General features: G+C 29.8%; 14 protein-coding genes and 1 pseudogene. 5 read left to right on the plus strand and 10 right to left on the minus strand.

Annotated features, from left to right (window positions below; all coding sequences use genetic code 11):
* Nucleotides 1-31 precede the first annotated feature (31 nt).
* The 5 genes from recQ to B4J88_RS04060 all read left to right on the plus strand — a co-directional run bounded on the left by recQ (nucleotide 32) and on the right by B4J88_RS04060 (nucleotide 5,878).
* A complete protein-coding gene (gene recQ, locus B4J88_RS04040) occupies nucleotides 32-2,233 on the plus strand; it encodes a DNA helicase RecQ (protein ID WP_291051262.1) in 2,202 nt (733 codons plus the stop codon).
* A gap of 66 nt (nucleotides 2,234-2,299) precedes the next feature.
* Nucleotides 2,300-3,835, plus strand: coding sequence for a 2,3-bisphosphoglycerate-independent phosphoglycerate mutase (gene gpmI, locus B4J88_RS04045; RefSeq protein WP_291066482.1), 1,536 nt, complete (start codon nucleotides 2,300-2,302; stop codon nucleotides 3,833-3,835).
* Between the two features lie 27 nt (nucleotides 3,836-3,862).
* Nucleotides 3,863-4,285 (plus strand): BT0820 family HAD-type phosphatase, encoded by a 423-nt coding sequence (locus B4J88_RS04050; protein ID WP_291066484.1) that lies wholly within the window; start codon nucleotides 3,863-3,865, stop codon nucleotides 4,283-4,285.
* Nucleotides 4,282-5,091, plus strand: a complete 810-nt coding sequence (gene map / locus B4J88_RS04055; RefSeq protein WP_291066486.1) for a type I methionyl aminopeptidase — start codon at nucleotides 4,282-4,284, stop codon at nucleotides 5,089-5,091. The genes B4J88_RS04050 and map overlap by 4 nt, the downstream gene beginning before the upstream one ends.
* Before the next feature lie 34 nt (nucleotides 5,092-5,125).
* Nucleotides 5,126-5,878, plus strand: a complete 753-nt coding sequence (locus tag B4J88_RS04060; RefSeq protein ID WP_280035507.1) for a class I SAM-dependent methyltransferase — start codon at nucleotides 5,126-5,128, stop codon at nucleotides 5,876-5,878.
* A gap of 37 nt (nucleotides 5,879-5,915) precedes the next feature.
* On the opposite strand, the gene B4J88_RS04065 is transcribed toward B4J88_RS04060, so the two are convergent.
* The 10 genes and pseudogenes from B4J88_RS04065 to B4J88_RS04110 all read right to left on the minus strand — a co-directional run.
* Nucleotides 5,916-6,953: a hypothetical protein gene (locus tag B4J88_RS04065; protein ID WP_147280026.1), complete on the minus strand. Its 1,038-nt coding sequence runs from the start codon at nucleotides 6,951-6,953 to the stop codon at nucleotides 5,916-5,918.
* A 7-nt stretch (nucleotides 6,954-6,960) separates the two neighbouring features.
* Complete coding sequence (locus B4J88_RS04070) at nucleotides 6,961-7,995, minus strand: hypothetical protein (protein WP_115001891.1); 1,035 nt, start codon at nucleotides 7,993-7,995, stop codon at nucleotides 6,961-6,963.
* A 140-nt stretch (nucleotides 7,996-8,135) separates the two neighbouring features.
* On the minus strand, nucleotides 8,136-10,973 hold the full coding sequence (polA, locus tag B4J88_RS04075) for a DNA polymerase I (RefSeq protein ID WP_291066491.1): 2,838 nt from the start codon (nucleotides 10,971-10,973) through the stop codon (nucleotides 8,136-8,138).
* 110 nt (nucleotides 10,974-11,083) lie between these two features.
* Nucleotides 11,084-11,416 (minus strand): 2Fe-2S iron-sulfur cluster-binding protein, encoded by a 333-nt coding sequence (locus B4J88_RS04080; RefSeq protein ID WP_180905218.1) that lies wholly within the window; start codon nucleotides 11,414-11,416, stop codon nucleotides 11,084-11,086.
* A gap of 236 nt (nucleotides 11,417-11,652) precedes the next feature.
* Nucleotides 11,653-13,009 (minus strand): annotated as a pseudogene (locus B4J88_RS04085) (IS3 family transposase).
* Between the two features lie 430 nt (nucleotides 13,010-13,439).
* Complete coding sequence (locus B4J88_RS04090) at nucleotides 13,440-15,632, minus strand: peptidase domain-containing ABC transporter (RefSeq protein ID WP_414646625.1); 2,193 nt, start codon at nucleotides 15,630-15,632, stop codon at nucleotides 13,440-13,442.
* 9 nt (nucleotides 15,633-15,641) lie between these two features.
* Nucleotides 15,642-16,652, minus strand: a complete 1,011-nt coding sequence (locus tag B4J88_RS04095; RefSeq protein WP_291066493.1) for a hypothetical protein — start codon at nucleotides 16,650-16,652, stop codon at nucleotides 15,642-15,644.
* A gap of 1 nt (nucleotide 16,653) precedes the next feature.
* The gene (locus tag B4J88_RS04100; protein ID WP_291066495.1) at nucleotides 16,654-18,012 is read right to left on the minus strand and encodes a radical SAM/SPASM domain-containing protein; all 1,359 of its coding nucleotides are present in this window, start codon (nucleotides 18,010-18,012) and stop codon (nucleotides 16,654-16,656) included.
* Between the two features lie 61 nt (nucleotides 18,013-18,073).
* Nucleotides 18,074-18,235, minus strand: coding sequence for a hypothetical protein (locus B4J88_RS04105; RefSeq protein WP_291066497.1), 162 nt, complete (start codon nucleotides 18,233-18,235; stop codon nucleotides 18,074-18,076).
* A 113-nt stretch (nucleotides 18,236-18,348) separates the two neighbouring features.
* Nucleotides 18,349-20,356: outer membrane beta-barrel family protein (locus B4J88_RS04110; RefSeq protein WP_291066499.1), on the minus strand; the 2,008-nt coding region annotated here is incomplete at its 5' end.

The following is a 20,356-nucleotide window of genomic DNA, read 5'->3' on the forward strand; positions in this document are numbered from 1 at the left end:
TTTATAATATTAATTTTAGTCTTTTGTGTAGATGGAAGCCACTTCGAAAAACTTAACATCTTACCTAAAAAAATATTTTGGTTTCGACCAATTTAAAGGACAGCAGCACGAAATCATTACAAGCTTACTAAATAAAGAAGATGTATTTGTTTTGATGCCAACTGGAGGAGGTAAGTCTTTATGTTATCAATTACCGGCATTAATGTCAGATGGAGTCGCGATTATTGTGTCCCCTTTAATCGCGCTGATGAAGAATCAAGTAGACGCTATACGTGGAATTTCTGAAAATGATGGAATTGCCCACGTATTAAACTCATCTTTAAACAAGTCAGAAACGAAAACAGTTATGACAGATATTAAAGATGGAGTAACTAAAATGTTGTACGTTGCACCCGAATCTTTGACAAAAGAAGAATACATCGATTTCTTTAAATCGGTAAAAATTTCTTTTTTTGCTATTGATGAAGCGCACTGTATTTCTGAATGGGGACACGATTTTCGACCAGAATATCGTAATCTAAAAGCGATTATCAACAAAATTGGTGATGCGCCAATTATTGCTTTAACTGCAACAGCAACACCAAAAGTACAAGAAGATATTCAGAAAACTTTGGGAATGCAAAGCGCTAAAGTTTTTAAAGATTCTTTTAATCGTACGAATTTATTTTACGAAATCCGCCCAAAGGTTGATCAAGACAAACAAATCATCAAATTTATCAAACAAAACGATGGTAAATCTGGTGTCATTTATTGCTTGAGTCGTAAAAAAGTTGAAGAAATTACGCAACTTTTACAAGTAAACGGAATCAATGCCATTCCTTACCATGCAGGTTTAGACGCCAAAACACGTAGCAAACATCAAGATATGTTTTTGATGGAAGATGCAAGTGTCGTTGTCGCTACAATTGCTTTCGGAATGGGAATTGACAAGCCAGATGTACGTTTTGTGATGCATTACGATATGCCAAAATCGTTAGAAAGTTATTACCAAGAAACTGGTCGTGCAGGTCGCGATGGTGGTGAAGGTGTTTGTATTGCTTTCTATGATTATAAAGATATCGAAAAGTTAGAAAAATTCTTAGCAAGTAAACCTGTTGCAGAACGCGAAGTTGGAATGCAATTACTTTCTGAGGTTGTAGCATATGCCGAAACTTCGATGTCGCGTCGTAAATTTTTGTTACATTATTTTGGAGAAGAATTCGACGACAAAAACGGCGAAGGGGCAAATATGGACGACAATATGCGCAATCCTAAAAAAATGATTGAAGCAAAAGATGATGCAGTAATTGCATTAGATGTTGTTCAGAAAACAAATCAAAAATTAAAATTAAATGATGTTGTAAATGTTATAGTTGGTAAAGAAACTTCTATTACAAAATCATATAATTTGAGCTCTGAAGATTTCTTCGGAATTGGAAAAGCAAAAGAAGATTATTATTGGAAATCTATTTTACGCCAATTAATTGTACGTAATTTATTAGAGAAAGAAATCGAATCATATGGTATTTTAAAAATTACCAAATCTGGAAAAGATTTCATTAGTAAGCCAACTTCTTTTGAAATTGCCGAAGATATTGATTTCAAAAAATTATTATCAGAAGGTAGCTTTGAAAAAGAAGAAACATCTTCTGCACCTATTGCTTTTGATGATGTTTTATTGAAACAATTGAAAGATTTACGTAAAAAAATCTCTAAAAAACATCAAATTCCACCTTTTGCAGTTTTCCAAGATTCGAGTTTAGATGATATGACAATGCAATATCCAACAACAGTTAAGGAGTTAACAAATGTGTTTGGTGTTGGAGAAGGGAAAGCTCAGAAATTCGGAAAAGAATTTGTAGATTTTATTGCGCAATATGTTAAAGACAACGACGTTATTCGACCTGAAGATATGGTGATTAAACAAGTTGCTGACAAATCGAGTCACAAAGTTTATATCATTCAATCGACAGACAGAAAGTTAAATCTTGAAGATGTTGCGGAAGCAAAAAATATGACGATGAGCGATTTACTTTCAGAAATGGAAAGTATCGTTTATCAAGGAACAAAATTAAATATCAATTATTATATTGACGAAGTTTTGGACGAAGATCAACAAGAGGAAATTTATGAATTCTTGATGGACGCAGATTCTGACTCAATGTCATCATTATTAGATGAATTTGGTGACGATTATGATGAAGAAGAATTACGTTTGATGCGTATCAAATTCATCAGTGAAGTCGCAAATTAAACCATACAAAAAATAAACTTTCAGCCCAAGGAATGCTTATCTTTGGGCTTAATTATTACAAGAAAAATGAACAATAAAGCAATATTAATGATTTTGGACGGATGGGGAATTGGACCAAACCCTGCTGTTTCTGCAATCGCGCAAGCAAATACACCTTTTATAGATAGCTGTTTCGAAAAATTTCCACATTCTACGTTGGATACGTTTGGTTTAGCCGTTGGTTTACCAGAAGGGCAAATGGGGAATTCGGAAGTTGGACATATGAATTTGGGTGCTGGACGCGTGGTTTTCCAAAACTTAGTTCGAATCAATATGGCTACTGAAAACGGAACGTTACAAAATGAACCAATCTTAAAAGATGCTTTTCAATATGCTTTAGAGAATAACAAAAAAGTACATTTCATCGGTTTAGTTTCTGATGGTGGTGTACACTCACATATCAATCATTTGAAAGGTTTGTTGGATGCAGCAAATCAATCTGGTTTACAACAAAATGTTTTTGTACATGCTTTCACAGATGGTCGTGATACCGATCCAAAATCTGGTGAAGGATTTATTGCTGAATTGATGAATCACATGACAAAATCAACAGGAGAAATTGCTTCGATAACTGGTCGTTATTATGCAATGGATCGTGATAAACGTTGGGAACGAGTGAAATTAGCATACGATGCAATGGTAAATGCAGTTGGTGAAACAACAACAAATCCATTAGAAGCAATTCGTGCATCTTATAATGAAGGCGTGACAGACGAATTCATCAAACCGATTATTGTAACGGACGAAAATGGTCAACCAAAAGCTAAAATTGAGAATGATGATGTCGTGATTTGTTTCAATTTTAGAACTGATCGTGGACGTGAAATTACAGAAGTTTTAACACAACATGATTTTCCTGAATTTGGAATGCATAAATTAAATCTAAAATATATCACATTGACAGAATATGATGCTACATATACTGGAGTTGCGGTAATTTTTGATGAGAAAAACATTGTTAATACATTAGGAGAAGTTATTGCAAATGCTGGTCGCAAGCAAATTCGTATTGCTGAAACTGAAAAATATCCGCACGTAACATTTTTCTTCAATGGTGGTCGCGAAGAACCTTTCGTTGGTGAATCTCGTATTTTATGCGCTTCGCCAAGAGATGTTGCGACTTATGATTTGAAACCAGAAATGGCGGCTTATGATATTACAACTGCAATTGTTCCTGAAATCGAAAAAGAATCAGCTGATTTTATTTGTTTAAATTTCGCAAACACAGATATGGTTGGTCATACAGGTGTAATGTCTGCAGCGATAAAAGCTGCTGAAATAGTAGATTCTTGTGCGGAGAAAATTGTAAATGCAGCTTTAGAACACGGTTACAATGTGGTAATTTTGGCTGATCACGGAAATTCAGATTTTATGATGAACGAAGATGGATCGCCAAATACGCAACACACAACGAATCCTGTTCCATTTATTTTGGCTCAGAAAGATATCGAATGGAATGTTGAGCATGGTAAACTTGGAGATATTGCACCAACTATCTTAACTTTGATGGGAATTGAAATTCCAGCCGAAATGACTGGAAATATTATTGTTCAGAAAAAATAACCTAAATAACTTTAAATACTTACAAACATGATTAATAAAATTATTGCTGTTGACTTTGATGGAACTGTAGTAGATGATAAATATCCAGAAATTGGAAAAGCTAAAATCTTCGCTTTCGAAACATTGAAACAATTACAAAACGATGGATATCGCCTTACTTTATGGACTTATCGTAGTGGTAAATATTTAGACGAAGCAGTTGAGTTTTGTAAACAAAACGGTATTGAGTTTTATGCCATCAACAATAGTTTTGACGGAGAGGATTTTGACAAAAATACGCAAAGTCGAAAAATAAATGCCGATATCTTTATCGACGACAGAAATTTAGGAGGTTTCCCAGGTTGGAGTGACGTTTATCAAATCATTACAAAAAAGATTGAATTAAGTGTTCACGCAAACGGGCAAAGAACTCCTGAGAAGAAAAAGAAAAGAGGATTTTTCGGATTATGATACATTTAAAAAGTAAAGAAGAATTAGAACTAATGTACCTAAGTGCTCAATTGGTTTCAAAAACCTTGGGTATGTTAGCCAAAGAAGTAGTGCCTGGTGTTACAACCAATCATTTGGATAAATTAGGAGGCGAATTTATTCGCGACAATGGTGGATATCCTGCATTTTTAGGAATGTACGATTTCCCTAAAAACCTTTGTATCTCTCCAAATCAACAAGTTGTTCATGGAATTCCAAACGACGAACCGCTTAACGAAGGAGATATTGTTTCGGTAGATTGTGGTGTTTATATGAATGATTTTTACGGTGATCACGCTTATACATTTGCAGTTGGTGAAGTAGATGCTGAAACCGAAAAATTATTACGTATTACAAAAGAATCGATGTTCAAAGGAATTGAACAAATGAAAAAAGGTAATCGCGTGGGTGATATCGGTTTTGCAATTCAGAATTATTGTGAAAAAGATGGTTACGGAATCGTTCGTGAATTAGTTGGACACGGATTAGGTCGTAAAATGCACGAAGAACCACAAGTTCCGAATTATGGACGTCGTGGATCTGGTAAAAAAATTGAAGAAGGAATGGTGTTAGCCATCGAACCAATGGTAAATATGGGAACTGAAAAAGTTTTCTTTCACCCAGATGGTTGGACGGTTACAACGCGCGATGATAAATATTCGGCTCACTTCGAACACGATGTTTGTGTGGTAGATGGCGAACCAAAATTATTGTCAACTTATCAGTTTATTTACGATGCTTTAGGAATCGTATCTGACGAAGAAAAACCATTTTTATTCAAACCTTAAGAAAACTTTTGTGAAAAAGCTTTTAAAAAAAATTATGAATATTCTACCTCGTCCTTTATTAATACAAGGTAGTTATATCGTTCGTCCAGTTTTAGTTTGGTTTATGAAAGGAAATCGTTTCGTAGATCCAATTGATGGACAAGGTTATTACAGTTTGTTGCCTTATGGTTACGAAAAACAGCGTGATAATGTGCTTTCACCTGGAACTTTTTCATTAGAAAGACATCGTTTGATGTGGTTGTACCTAAAAAATGAGACGTCTTTTTTTACCGAAAAAGCAAAAGTTTTGCACATAGCGCCAGAGCAATCTTTTATCAAACGTTTTCGTGCGATGAAGAATTTAGAATACATCACAAGTGATATAGAATCGCCTTTGGCAGATGTAAAAGCAGATATCTGCGATTTACCTTTTGGTGATGATACATTTGATATCATTTTTTGTAATCACGTTTTGGAACATATTCCTGACGATCACAAAGCGATGAGCGAATTATTTCGTGTCATGAAACCAGGAGGTTGGGGAATTCTGCAAGTTCCGATTTCGTATCAACGTGATGTAACGTACGAAGATCCAACGGTTACAACAAAAGAAGAACGTAAAGAAAAATTTGGACAATACGATCACGTTCGTGTCTATGGTTTAGATTATTACAGACGTTTGGAAGATGTAGGTTTTATCGTCGAAAAAGTAGATTACACAAAACAAATTCCGTCGGAAGATGTTCAAAAATATTGCTTAGAAAAAGGTGAAATTTTACCTGTGGTTCGCAAACCAAAGACTGAATAAAATATAAAATCCAAGAAATAATTTTCTTGGATTTTTTTTATTTAAAGCTTCTACGAATATCCATTTTTTCGTTCACCGATTTGTTGAATTCAAGAAATGGTTGTATGCTAAAATCTTTGACTTCGAGCTTTATTTTCATGTCATTTGTATGTTGACTTTTATCTTTCTCCAAGAAAGTTGAATTCCAATTTCTAAAACTCTCCTTTAAAATCCATTTATTTTGATAGGGTCTGTATTTATACATCACCTCATTATTATGGATTGTATATCCAAATTTCTCAGAATGTTCATTTTCTCTTTTCGTAAAACTTTCTACAATTGCAAACGATTCTTTATCAATCAGAAAATTACAAACAAAATTAACTTTTGGATTTTTCAATTCTATCTCATACATGTACTTATCTGCATATTTAGAAATGATAACTTTTTCGTCATATTTATTTTCAGATGTTCTTTCTTGCATTTTCTTGACAAATTCCAACAAAGAAATATGGTTAAAATATTCATTCATATGATACAATGATGTTAATTGCCTTCCTTCTCCAACAATTCTTCTATTCACAACATTATTTGAATGTATTTTTAAATTATTTTTTTTGAAACGGAACTGTAAATCAACATCAATCATATCTCTATTAACAGAATCCATTATTGCATCAAGTACAAAGTTTACTTTATAAAAATGCTGTTCTGTATTAAAGTTTTTATCATAATTCTCAATTACTTTTTTCAAAATATCCTCAGATTTTAAATTCGTTACAAAAGCTTCTTTTAATTCAACTTCGGATACTTTTTCAAGTTTAATTGTTAATTCAGATTTCAAATCAGAAACGTTGATGATCGCATCTTGGTAATCTTTTTTCGACACGATTAATTCATCTGTTTGCGAAACATTACTCAAATCAACAATAGCTTTTCCTTCCATATCCGAAATAAAATTCTTTGTTGAATTTTTGAAATATACATCGGCATCATCAAGTGGTAAATTATCAGAAAGGTCTAATATTTTTAGATTTACAATTTGCGCATTTAAACAAATCGTAAACAATGTAAATAAGTAAAATATCTTCTTCATAAATCGATTATTTAAAACTTCTACGAATGTCCATTTTCTCATTCACCGATTTGTTGAATTCAGGAAAAGGTTTTAAACTATAATCATTCACAATTATACTAAAATTCATGTCTAAATCGGTTTTTTCATTTTCTTTTTCATAAGTCACATTCCAAATTGCAGAAGTTTCCTTCAAAACCCAATTCCCTTTATGAGGACGATATTTATAAAAAACTTTTCCTTCACGCAAAAAATTATTGGGAGAAACTTCTTTATCACGATTATAAGATATTAAAGAAAATTCTATCACTGCAAATGTTTTCTTATCAATAATTAAATAATAATCAGTTGAACTCGTTTTCAAGTGAATTTCATAAACAAAAGAATCAGCATATTTTGTTATAGTTAAATTATTTTCTAATAAAGACTTATCATTTAGTTTATTCACAAATAACTGAATATAAACATCTTTCAAATAATAGCTCTTCAAATATTCTGATAATTTTATATTTGCATTTGGTTGCCAACCACTTTTTATTTCATTATTCACAATTCCGTTCGACTTGATTTTCAAATCACCACGTTTGAATTTGAATTGTAAATTTGTATCAATAAAATCTTGATAGATATTGTTAAATAATAAATTTTGTTGAAAATTGACTAAGAAATAATATTCATCAACCTTAAAATTTTTGTCATAATTATCGTAAACTTTTTTCAAAATATCTTCAGTTTTCAGGTTCGTTACAAAAGCTTCTTTTAACTCAACTTCGGATACTTTCTCAAGTTTAACGACCATATCTGATTTCAAATCTGAAACTTTGATTACTGCATCTTGGTAATCTTTTTTCGACACGATTAATTCATCTGTTTGCGAAACATTACTCAAATCAACAATAGCTTTTCCTTCCATATCCGAAATAAAATTCTTTGTTGAATTTTTGAAATATACATCGGCATCGTCCAATGGAAAATTATCAGAAAGATCTAATATTTTTAAATTTACAATTTGCGCATTTAAGCAAATCGTAAACAATGTAAATAAGTAAAATATTTTATTCATATAATTTAAAATCAATAATGAATTAAAGATATATTTTAATCTCGTTAAGAATTTGTTAATCAGAATATTTTATAGATATTTTAACAAAAAAAAACGCTACTAAAAAGTAACGCTTTATAATTATTGTAAATAATATTTTTCTAATGAGCTTCTAACCAATTCGCTCCTACTCCGACTTCTGCAATCAACGGAACATCCATTTGCATTGCAGCTTCCATAGTCGATTTGATTAATTCAGAAACTTTTTCAACCTCATCTTTTGGTGCATCAAAAATTAACTCATCATGCACTTGTAAAATCATTTTGGTTTTATAATTTTTCTTCAATTCTTTCTGAATTTGAATCATTGCCATTTTCACGATATCAGCCGCAGTTCCTTGTATTGGTGCATTTACAGCATTTCGCTCAGCATGCGAACGCACTACTGCATTTCTCGAATTGATATCTTTCAAATAACGGCGACGTCCCATTAACGTTTCTACAAAACCTTGGTCACGAGCCACCTCAACTTGTTTTTCGATATACGCTTTCAACGTTGGGTAAGTTTCATAATACGCATCAATCAATGCTTTGGCTTCTTTACGAGAAATATTCGCTTGATCTGCCAAACCGAAAGCCGAAACACCATAAATAATTCCGAAATTCACCGTTTTTGCCTGACTACGTTGTTCACGCGTCACCTCATCCAACGCCACATTAAAAACTTTTGCGGCAGTAGAAGCATGAATATCTTCTCCATGTTTGAAAGCCTCTACCATTGCAGGATCTTGTGACATTTGCGCAATCAAACGCAATTCAATTTGCGAATAATCGGCAGAAATAATCACATGATTTTCATCTCGTGCAACAAAGGCTTTACGAATCTGCTGACCTTCTTCTGAACGAATCGGAATGTTTTGTAAATTCGGATTTACAGAAGACAAACGTCCCGTTGCAGCAACCGTTTGCGCGTATGTTGTATGCACGCGACCAGTTTTTGGATTCACCAATTCTGGCAACGCATCAATATAAGTCGATTTTAATTTTTGTAATTGACGGTACTCTAAAATATCATTGATAATTGGATGTTTATCTTTCAATTTCGATAAAATTTCTTCTCCTGTTGCGTACTGACCTGTTTTGGTTTTCTTCGCTTTTGGATCTAATTGTAATTTATCAAATAAGATTTCTCCCAATTGTTTTGGCGAGTTAAGATTGAATTCTTCTCCAGCATCTTCCTGAATTTTTGCTTCCAATTCTCTTAATTTCGCTTCGTGTTTTACCGAAAGTTCTTTCAAGAACGGAACATCCAAATTAACACCTTCTAATTCCATATCAGCCAAAACTTGCATCAATGGCATTTCAAGATCAGTGAATAATTTGTGTGTATTTGCTTTGATTAATTCTGGTTCGAAAAGATTTTTCAATTGATTTGTAATATCAGAATCTTCAACTCCATATTCAGTTTGCTCCATCAACGGAACATCACGGAAATTCTTTTGATTCTTTCCTTTTTTTCCAATCAAACTTTCGATTGAAACTGGTTGATAGCTCAAATATGTTTCTGACAACACATCCATATTGTGACGCATATCTGGATTAATCAAATAATGCGCAATCATCGTATCAAAATTCTGACCTAAAACAACAATGTCATATTTGTTTAAAACTTTAATATCATATTTTAGATTTTGACCAATTTTCGAAATTGATTCATCTTCAAAAAATGGTTTAAACTCGTTGATAATTGTTTTCGTTTCTTCAAAATCAGCTGAAAAAGGCACATAATAACCTTTTCCTTTTTCCCAAGAAAATGAAATTCCAACCAATTCAGCTTCTAAAGCATCCAAAGAAGTTGTTTCCGTATCGAACGTCACTTCTTTTTGTTTTAGAATATTTCGTAATAAAATTTCTCTACCTTTTTTCGTATCGATTAATTGATATAAATGATTCGTTGTTGAAATATCTGTAAAAGCTGAATTTTGTGGAACGATTTCTTCATCAGACGTAAAATCGAACAATGATTGTTGAGCCATTTGCACTTGATTCGAAGAAATCTGACTTGCCGCAGAAATTTCTTCTTGCGCTTCTTTGATAATTCCCGAAACATCCAAACCATAAATTCTGTAAACCGTTTCTAACATACGACGGAATTCTAACTCCGTGAAAAGTTCAGTAACTTTTTCTATATCTGGCGGGCAAACCGTTAAATCTTCTTCATCAAATTCTACAGGAACATCTGTAATAATCGTTGCTAATTTCTTCGAAAGAATTCCAAGCTCTTTATTCTCTTCAATCTTTTCTTTAGCTTTCCCTTTCAGCTTATCTGTATTCGCTAAAAGGTTTTCCAATGATCCAAATTCTTTCAAATATTTACTTGCCGTTTTTGCTCCAACACCTGGTAAACCTGGAATATTATCCACAGCATCACCCATCATTCCAAGGTAATCGATAACTTGAATTGGATCGTCGATTTCAAATTTTTCTTTTACTTCTTCAATTCCCCAAATCTCAACACCTTTTCCATTTGCAGCAGGACGATACATTTTAATTTTTTCCGTTACCAATTGCGCAAAATCCTTATCGGGTGTCACCATATAAGTTGTATAACCAGCTTTCTCTGCTTTCTGTGCTAATGTTCCGATCACATCATCTGCTTCGTAACCTTCGGCGAAAAGTACTGGAATTTTTAACGCTCGTAAAATATCTTGAATATACGGAACGCCTTGACGAATGGCTTCTGGCGTTTCATCACGATTTGCTTTATATTCAGGATAATCTACCGTACGAACTGTTGCTTGACCAACATCAAAAACAACCGCCAAATGCGTTGGTTGTTCACGTCGAATGACATCGAACAAGGAATTCGTAAATCCCATAATTGCCGATGTATTGAAACCTTTTGAGTTGATTCGTGGATTTTTGATAAATGCATAATATCCTCTAAAAATTAAGGCATAAGCATCTAACAAAAAAAGTCTTTTATCTAATTGATTCATTTAATAAGTTTTAAGTATTACGCTAAACGTTTTACGCTAAACGTTTTACGCTAAACGATAATAACAAAATTGTGACGTAGAACTTATAACGTACCACGTAAAACTAAAATTTAATATTCTGGTGCTAATTCAACAACCAATCCATCCATTTCATCCGAAAGATGTAACTGACAACCTAAACGTGAATTATCTTTCACATTAAATGCCTCTGCTAACATTGCATCTTCATCAGGCGTCATTTCTGGTAATTGAATTTCTGGAGTCAACACATAACATTGACAAGAGGCACACATCGCCATTCCACCACAAATACCAATGGTTCCTTCTGGTGCTAATTCGTAGGCGCGCACAAGCTCCATGATATTCATATTCATATCAGTAGGCGCGTCAACTTCATGCGAAACACCTTCTCTATCTATAATTGTAATTTTAATATCTGCCATAATACTTTTTCAAGTTAAACAAAAATACGGATTGTTTACTTTCAAAAAAAGAATATACCTCATTGGTTCATATTTAATACTAATTTTAAATAAGAACTGTTACGAATTACGAATTTTGTCGACTAATTAGTAAAATTAAAAAAATGAATTCACACGAAATAGATTATAAAATATATGGCTGTACGTTTTCAAAACAAATGAGACATTTCAGTTAAAAAATTAAGAGAGTGTTTTTTTTATAAATTTATAATTTTTTGTTGAAAATACAATTGCCTTCTTTTAGCGATTGTTTTTTGTTTAATAATTGCTCTTTTTTCCAATATTTTATCTGCTCTTCCGAAATACATATCGGCAGGAGTTAGATTATTCAAAGCCTCATGATATCTACGATTGTTGTAATTTTCGACAAAATGTTCGAGGGCAAAAATTAGTTCCTCAGGATGATAATAATGATCCAGTTTTACCACATTTTTCATTGTTCTATGATAACGTTCAATTTTTCCTTGCGTTTGAGGATGAAGCGGTTTTCCTCGTATATGTTTCATTTTTTGAGTATTTTTCAAATAATCTTTTAATTCATTTGAAACATAACAAGGTCCATTGTCTGACAATAATTTTGGTCTCTGTTTGGTTTTAATTTGAGCCTTTTCAATTGCCTTTTTTACGGTTCTTTTTACATCTTCAGCCTTCATCGAGCTGCACAACTCCCAATGAATAATATAGCGACTGTAATCGTCCAAAATAGTACTCAAATAATACCATCCCCAACCAATAATCTTGAAATATGTAAAATCTGTTTGCCACATTTCATGCACAAAATTGGTTTTGTCGTTGAATTCATTTGCTGCTGAAATTAAGATATGATTGGGTGCAGAAATCAAATCTCTTTGCTTTAATATCCGATAAACGCTCGATTCTGAAATAAAAACACCTAATTCGTCCGTCATTTTAAATGCTAATTCTCTAGCCGATAATTCTGGATAATCTAAGGCTAATTCTACAATCAAATCTTTCTGAGATTCGGGAATACTGTTCCATTTTCGATGAATAGATGGACGTTTTGATTCTAAACCTTCAAATCCATTTTCAAGATAATTAGAATACCATTTGTAAAATGTACTTCTGGAAATACCAAACTCATCCAAAGTCCGTTTAACACCGATTTCTGAACGTGTAACAACTTCAATAATCTCGTATTTTGGCTTGCTGACAATCGCATATATTTCTTAAATTTATCATTTAATCCAACGAATTCAAGGTTTTTTTTACGATATCATAGCGAACAACCAAATCAGCTACAATTTCTTTGAGACGCTGATTTTCTTTACGCAATTCGAGTACATCATCACTGGTTGCTTCTCTGGAAATGTCTCCTGAAAGACGTTTTTTACCAGCTTCTAAGAACTTTTTGTTCCATTTATAAAATTGTGATTGGGAAATCGAGTATTTTCGACACAATTCGGCAATAGAAGTCTCTACTCATAAAGCTTCCATAACGATTAATATCTTTTGCTAGGCTGTAAAAATCCGACGTGTATTATTACGGATATCTTTTACAAATTTCTCTGGGGTTTTCTTTTTTGAAATTGCCATAATTAAAGTTAACGTTTTTTATTAAAAACTATAACTTATTTTTTAGGTCTTAGATGTCCACTTTTTGCTGAAGATTTACAGGAACTATTTTTGTTTAATTTTCAGTAGTAAAGATTGATTTTGTCATATATTGTAAGGTGTAATTTATGCAAAAAGTTTATACCAACACTTTGATACACAAGGTTATCAGATGAATTGATTTTAGGTATTTTAAGGACATAAAAATACCCGATAATAGAATACTATCTATTATCGAGGTTGATTATTTTATTGTTAAATGACTGTAATAAGTGTTTTGTAGTATAACAACACTTCTGATATACTACCGAGGTGTTTTAATACATTTATATTTAGTGTTTTATGAAGTTTTTAATTTTCAAATGTATACAATACGTATACATTTGAAAATTAAAATAATATCTGTTCATTATTAATTACCCAATTCTAATTGATTTTTAACTAAATGGAAATAGTCAGCTTTATTATTTATCAATTCCTGATGATTACCTATTTCAACAATTTCTCCATTTTTGAGCACAATAATTTGGTCTGCATTTTTAACTGTAGATAAGCGATGAGCGATTATTACTACTGTCTTGCTTTTAAAAAAATCTTGTAAATTGTCATGAATTATTTTTTCATTATCTGCATCTAAGGCACTTGTAGCTTCATCAAAAAAAACATAATGAGGGTTTTTATAAACTGCCCTTGCAATTAATATTCTTTGTTTTTGACCTCCTGAAATACCATTACCTGATGCTCCTATTTTTGAATTATATTTTAAAGGTAAAGAGTTAATAAAATCTTTTATATTCGCAGTATGTAATGCTTTGTTGAGATTTTCTTTATTAATATTTTCATCTCTTGTAGCTATATTTCTTTCTATAGTATCTGAAAAAATAAATCCATCTTGCATAACAACACCACAGTTTTCTCTGATATTTTTTGCTGAAAGTTTATTAATATCAATGTCATTGTAAAATATATTTCCTTCTGTTGGTTTATAGAATTTTAATAATAATTTCATTAGAGTGGTTTTGCCACTTCCACTTGCTCCTACAATAGCTGTAACTTTCCCTTCAGGAATGAATAAATTAATTTTTTTTAAAACATAGGGTGATTTTGAACCTTCATATTGAAAACTTATATTATTTAATTTAATTCCATTGTTTTGATAAGAATTAAGATTTAATTGTACTTGCTCTGATTCTTCTTCTGTAGGATGGTTTTGAACTTCATTTAGTCTTTCTAAACTCAATTTAGCATCTTGAAGTGATCTAAAAAAACCAACTAACTGATTAACAGGAGAGTTCATTTGTCCTATTATATAGGAGACACTTAACAATTCTCCCAAAGTCATTTTTCCATGCACAACAAAAGTGGCTGCCAAAAATGTTACAATAATATTCTTTAATTGATTAACAAAATCAAATCCTAATATTTGTATTTGGTCAAGTTTCAAAATCTTTATATTTACATTAAAGAGATTATTTTGTATTTTTTTCCATTCTTTGAGCTTAAAGTCCTCAAATTGATTTAATTTTATCTCTGTGATTCCATTAATAATTTCATATATGGATCCTTGATTTTTGCTTTTTTCCTGAAATCTAAAATAATCCAATATTTTTCGTTTTCTTAGCCAATAAAAAGACCATAGAATAGAAATAATTGTCAAAGAGATATAAATTAATAAAATTTTAAAGTCATAATGCCATAATACTCCAAAGAAAACTGCAAAAGTTATTATTGAAAAAAAAGTTACTAAACTTTGAGATGTTAAAAATAGCTCAATTCTTTCATTATCCTGAATCCTTTGGTTAAAGTCTCCCATCAACTTAGTATCAAAAAAATTAATGGGCAGCTGTATCAATTTTTTAAGAAAATCTGAAATAATATTGATACTCAATTTTGTACCCATATATAACATGAGCCAATTTCTTATTACTTCAATAGTTGTAGAACCTAAAAATAAACTCAATTGTGCTAACAATATAACAATAATGAAGTTAATATTTTTCTCATTAACTCCTTTATCTATAAGATTTTGAGTTAGAAAAGGAAAAATTAGTGTAATACCACTTCCTAACATTAGCATGAAAAACATTAAAAATAACTGCTTTTTAAAATGTTTAAGGTACCTAAATAATAATTTAAAATTTACTTTATCTTCGATAGGAGGAACTGCTTTATAAAATTCTTTTGTGGGTTCTAAAAATAATGCTATCCCTTTGTTACTATCTGAAATCCAATACTTTTTGAATTTTATTTCATCAATTTTTATTAATCCATGGGCAGGGTCTGACAAATGATATATATATTTATCTGAAAAAAAACTTTTAGTAATTTTTCGTAATACCACAAAATGGTTTTGATTCCAATGAAGAATGCAAGGAAAAGATTCTTTTTTTTTCTTTAGAGCATCAATAGTTAGTTTTGCAGATAGATTATCAAAACCAATTTTTTGAGAAGCTTCTGTAATTCCTAATAATGAAACCCCTTCACGAGTTATAAAAGAATTTTCTCTTATATATTGAAGTGAATATTTTTTGCCATAGTAACTTGAAACCATGCATAAACAAGCTGGACCGCAATCCATTTCATCGTGTTGAGAAATAAAATACACTACGTAAATTTAATAAGTATAAAATTTAAAATTCTTTTCATCTTGTAGAAGTTTTTCAATAAAATATTTATATGAGTCAAAATTATTTTTTTTAGAAAAAAGTTCTATAGATTTATTATATAGTAATATATCAGTGTTATATAAATAGTTTAAAATAATTTTATAATATATATATATAAAACTAAAAGCTGTATTTCTATTTAAGACACTATTATTATTTTCAATAATAAAATTAAAAAAATCTTCTATATTATCATTGATAATTAACTTCATAGCTTCTAATGAAAATTTTATATTCTTAACATCATAACTAGAAAAAACATCATACAAGACTTCTATAAAGTTTAAGGTATTTTTATCATTTATTTTAATTACACCTTCATCAAGAATTAAATAATTACTACATATATCAATGATATAATTGATATAAGAAATTAGTTCATCATCATCTGAACAAGTTTTTTTAAAGATACAATCAAAATGATAGAAATGATTATCAGATATAATATTTTGGAATAACTTTTTAATAAATATTATGGATTCATCATAACGCTTTTGATAGATAAGAATTCTGAATTCATTTATTTTTTGCTCAACAAAATTAAAAATAATATTTTTATAACCTTTCTTATATAATATATCAAATTTAGCATATGATTTATCTAAATTTATTTTAGCATTTAAATAATCATTTTTTTTGTAGAAATAATAGGCTACAACTGGAAAATATAAACTATCAATGGATAATTTTGATAATTCATTAGAATAAGTAATGTTTTTATCAACAAGATATTTCAAATTATACTCTGCCAAAACATTATTTCCATTTCTTAGAAAATGAAGAATTTTATTATATTTATTAAAAACAAAATACATCTTAAAAATATCTTCTTGGCTTGAAACAGATTTTGAAAACTGTATTAATTCTGTAAATACATTCTCCCTATCAAAATTTTCTATTGTATCAAACGAATCTATTGTATTTTCTATTGTTCTATAAAGTTTATTTGAATAATTCATTTTATATAACTAAAGCATTATTTTTATTTAAGTAATCAATAAGTAATCTGTCACTAAAGTTAAATTTAAAACTAGGACATCCAGTTTCATCATTATACCAATTTTTAACACATCCTCCTCCACAAACAGGAAGTAATTCACATTTATTACAGGTAGAAAAACCCTCTTTTTTTATATCATTATACCAATTTCGAGTAGTTGCCAACTCATTAGGAACAAAACTTTCATTTAATAAATTTCCTATTTTATGTTTGTCATCATTATATGCAGGAGTGTAAGTGAATTCATAACAAGGATATACATTACCAAAAGCATCAAAGACTTCAGAATCCTTAGCTACAACCATACAAGGCATATATTCTCTTTTTGGAGTTAAAGAAGTATTGATTAAAAAACCTTTTTGATGGGCATATAACATTAAATCTATTTCTATATCTGCAAAGTCTCTTTTTGTAAATCCATCTATTGTACCATATTTTTTATCTCCCCAATCAACAATAGGAGCAAAACTAAATTGTATTTTTCCTTGTGCATTATTTTCTGCAAATAAGTCTATTAAAGGTTTTATACTATCCAAATTAGTTTTATCAATATTAATTCTTATTAGAATAGGGTCTTTTATTTCTTCTTGATAGTAATCTAAGTTAATAATATTAATAATATTATTAAAAATTATATCAAATGTATTTTCTCCTTTTTTTGTAATTCTTCGTGTATCATGATGTTTAGCAGTCCCATCTAAAGTTATTTGATAATTCCATATCTTATGATTAAGATAAAGTTCTTTAAAAATATTAGGCTTTAAACTTAATCCATTTGTGATGATAGAGCTATGATATTCAACATTGTTAATTTTACATAAATTAATGATTTCTGTACTCATTTTTTTTAACTGTGAAAGAGCGTTTAAAGGCTCTCCTCCATACCAATTAACAAATAAGTTTTTAAATTTAGAAGACTCAAGTTTTGATTTAATTCTTTCCAATGTTTTGTCATAAACATCACTTTCCATATTATTTTTAGAATGTTTTTGAGCACAATAATGACATCCTAACTGACAATTTGCTGTAGGTTGTATAGTAAGATCCAGATGATGAATATTATCAACCATAGAGCTGTTTTGAATCATAATTTCATTAAACTCGTTTTCATTTTCAGGAATAATAATTTCCATGGAAAATAGAGAATTTAATAATTTATCATCTATATTACTGAAATCATTTTTTAATATTTTTTGAAAAATATTTTCGTCAATGAGTGCAGTTAGAGAAGTTCTAGTAGAATAAATAATTCTTTTAAACTTATCCTTTTCCTCAAAAGATTCTGAGAATGCTAAATACCTAGATGTTACAAAATTCATGTTTTAATTTTTTAAAATTTAAAAGTAGAGTTATTAAAAAATAACCCTACTCATTTGTTGTTTAATTTTGTTTTTTCTTACATTGAGAACATCCAAGAACAATATCGTCTTCGTTTTTACCTCCTTTGATAGATTGTAAAGAAGTAATAACCTCAAAATCTTTAGAAGTCTCTTTTTTTTCATTAAAGGATTTTAACGCTCCTTTTAAAATTGAATTTTTCATTTTAAATAAAATTAAATTAAGAATTTGAATCAAAGTTTTGATACATTAGATTCTTCGTTGGTATTGTATGCAATAATGCAATACTTATCTTTAGTTTTCAATATTGTAAAATATTATTTATTAACTCTTTCTTTTTCTTCTTCATTTCCAAATTCTTTTTTCATTATATTGATGTTTTTATTACCAAATTTATATGTTAACGAAAGTCTAAATAATCTACGATCATAATAGTTATCATAATCAATTTTAATATTATTGGTATAACTTGTATAGATAGGTTTATTTGTTTTTAAAATATCAATCATATTGAGACTTATTTGGAGCTTTTTGTCCAATGTTAAATACTTTATTGATGCAGATAATTGGCTGTAAGCATTATTTTTATCTAGATCGGAGACTCCTTTGAAGTTATACCAATAAGAGATATTAAATAATAATGTTTTATTTTTATTCAAGACAAAATCATTGTTTATAGAAAAATAAGTATTAGATCCTTTTAGGTTTTGATTGGTAATATAAATTAAAGATTTAGACCAGCTATAGTTCCAATCTAATGAAAATGTAGTAGATAACCATTTTAGTTTTTTTAAAGTATAAGATTCAGAAAATCCAATGATATTGGTATTAAAATAGTTTTTAGAAGTTGTTTGTTGATTTTTAGTAGTTTCATCCAAAATTGTTATTTGTTCAAAACCATTTTTAGTATGAGAAAAATATACTGAATTTGACCAATTGTCATTGTGAATGTAATTAAATTCTACATTGTCAGTAAATGAGGGTTGTAAAAAAGGATTTCCTTCTACATAAGAGTAAGGATTACTATACCATCTAAAAGGGTTAAGTTTATCATAAGAGGGTCTATTTATCCTTTTGTTATAATTAATAGATAACGAATTTTTTTCATTAGGAGTATAAGAGATATAAAAAGTAGGAAAAAGCTTAGTATAATCATTTCTGTTTTTTTGCTCTTGTGTTTTAGAATAGCCTTGTGTTTGTGTATTTTCTAATCTAAAGCCTAATTGAGATTCCCATTTATTTGATAATTTTTTATTTCCTGAAATATAAAAAGATTGTGTATTTTCCTTATATTCAAAAACATTACTTTGTGAATAATCAAAAATTGGAGATCCTGTTGTGGTATCAAAATAATTCGCATCACTATTAGTTTTTGTAAAAGAAACTTTTGCTCCATAAGTCAAAATAATCCATTTTAATGGATGCTCAAAGTCTATTTTTGTTGAATAATTTTCAATATTCTGTAAACTAATATTGTTTGCAGAGGATAGATCTATCGTATTAAAATTTCTATTTTCAGTATTTTTATAATTAAAATAATCAAAATTTACAATCATTTTTTTTCCAATGGTATCCATTTCAATAATAGAATTAAGATTTATGGAATGGTTATTATTTTTTTTTTGAGTATACGAAAGGGTTTTCAAATATGAATTAACACTCGAATTATCGGGATTATAAATAGTAGTCAATATATTTTCTTGAACACTAGGTTTATTTAAGTTTCCAAGATATTGAATACCTACACTCCAATTATCATTCATTTTATAATCAAATCCTAATCTTGTATTTAGAGATTTTTGATAGTCTCTTCTTGTACTTCCTTCATTCCAAAGACCATCAGAGTAATAGGTTTTAGTGTTTTCTATAGGTGCATTGGATCCATTTATATAATTTATATCACTATACAATGAAAGTTTATTTTTTTGATACTCAAAGCTTCCCCCAAAAGCTCCCTTTGGATAAGTGCTTTGAGTATATGAGCTTCTCAATGAAGAATTCCATTGGTTGATTCTAGTTTTTTTTAGTTTTATATTTACAATTCCACTATTACCCTCTGCATCATATTTTGCAGGCGGTGTGGTAATGACTTCAATACTTTTTATATTGTCTGAAGGAATACTCTTTAATAAATTAATCAAATCATCTCCTGATACTTGAATTAACTTGTCATCAACCATTACAGACATTCCACTTTTTCCAATCATAGAAATTTGATCATTTTTCACATTTATTCGTGGAGTCATTTTAAGTGCATCCAAAGCATCCCCTCCAATTGTAGAGATTGAATTTTCTACATTATATATAGTTCTATCTATTTTTCGT

It is taken from the genome of Empedobacter sp. UBA5036, from assembly GCF_002415215.1.
GTDB classification, from domain to species: domain Bacteria; phylum Bacteroidota; class Bacteroidia; order Flavobacteriales; family Weeksellaceae; genus Empedobacter; species Empedobacter falsenii_B.

Excerpts from the sequence above, each read along its gene's own strand:
- recQ (WP_291051262.1), top strand. The coding sequence starts at position 32 with ATGGAAGCCACTTCGAAAAACTTAACATCTTACCTAAAAAAATATTTT.
- gpmI (WP_291066482.1), top strand. The coding sequence starts at position 2,300 with ATGAACAATAAAGCAATATTAATGATTTTGGACGGATGGGGAATTGGA.
- B4J88_RS04050 (WP_291066484.1), top strand. The coding sequence starts at position 3,863 with ATGATTAATAAAATTATTGCTGTTGACTTTGATGGAACTGTAGTAGAT.
- map (WP_291066486.1), top strand. The coding sequence starts at position 4,282 with ATGATACATTTAAAAAGTAAAGAAGAATTAGAACTAATGTACCTAAGT.
- B4J88_RS04060 (WP_280035507.1), top strand. The coding sequence starts at position 5,126 with ATGAATATTCTACCTCGTCCTTTATTAATACAAGGTAGTTATATCGTT.
- B4J88_RS04065 (WP_147280026.1), bottom strand. The coding sequence starts at position 6,953 with ATGAAGAAGATATTTTACTTATTTACATTGTTTACGATTTGTTTAAAT.
- B4J88_RS04070 (WP_115001891.1), bottom strand. The coding sequence starts at position 7,995 with ATGAATAAAATATTTTACTTATTTACATTGTTTACGATTTGCTTAAAT.
- polA (WP_291066491.1), bottom strand. The coding sequence starts at position 10,973 with ATGAATCAATTAGATAAAAGACTTTTTTTGTTAGATGCTTATGCCTTA.
- B4J88_RS04080 (WP_180905218.1), bottom strand. The coding sequence starts at position 11,416 with ATGGCAGATATTAAAATTACAATTATAGATAGAGAAGGTGTTTCGCAT.
- B4J88_RS04095 (WP_291066493.1), bottom strand. The coding sequence starts at position 16,652 with ATGAATTATTCAAATAAACTTTATAGAACAATAGAAAATACAATAGAT.
- B4J88_RS04100 (WP_291066495.1), bottom strand. The coding sequence starts at position 18,012 with ATGAATTTTGTAACATCTAGGTATTTAGCATTCTCAGAATCTTTTGAG.
- B4J88_RS04105 (WP_291066497.1), bottom strand. The coding sequence starts at position 18,235 with ATGAAAAATTCAATTTTAAAAGGAGCGTTAAAATCCTTTAATGAAAAA.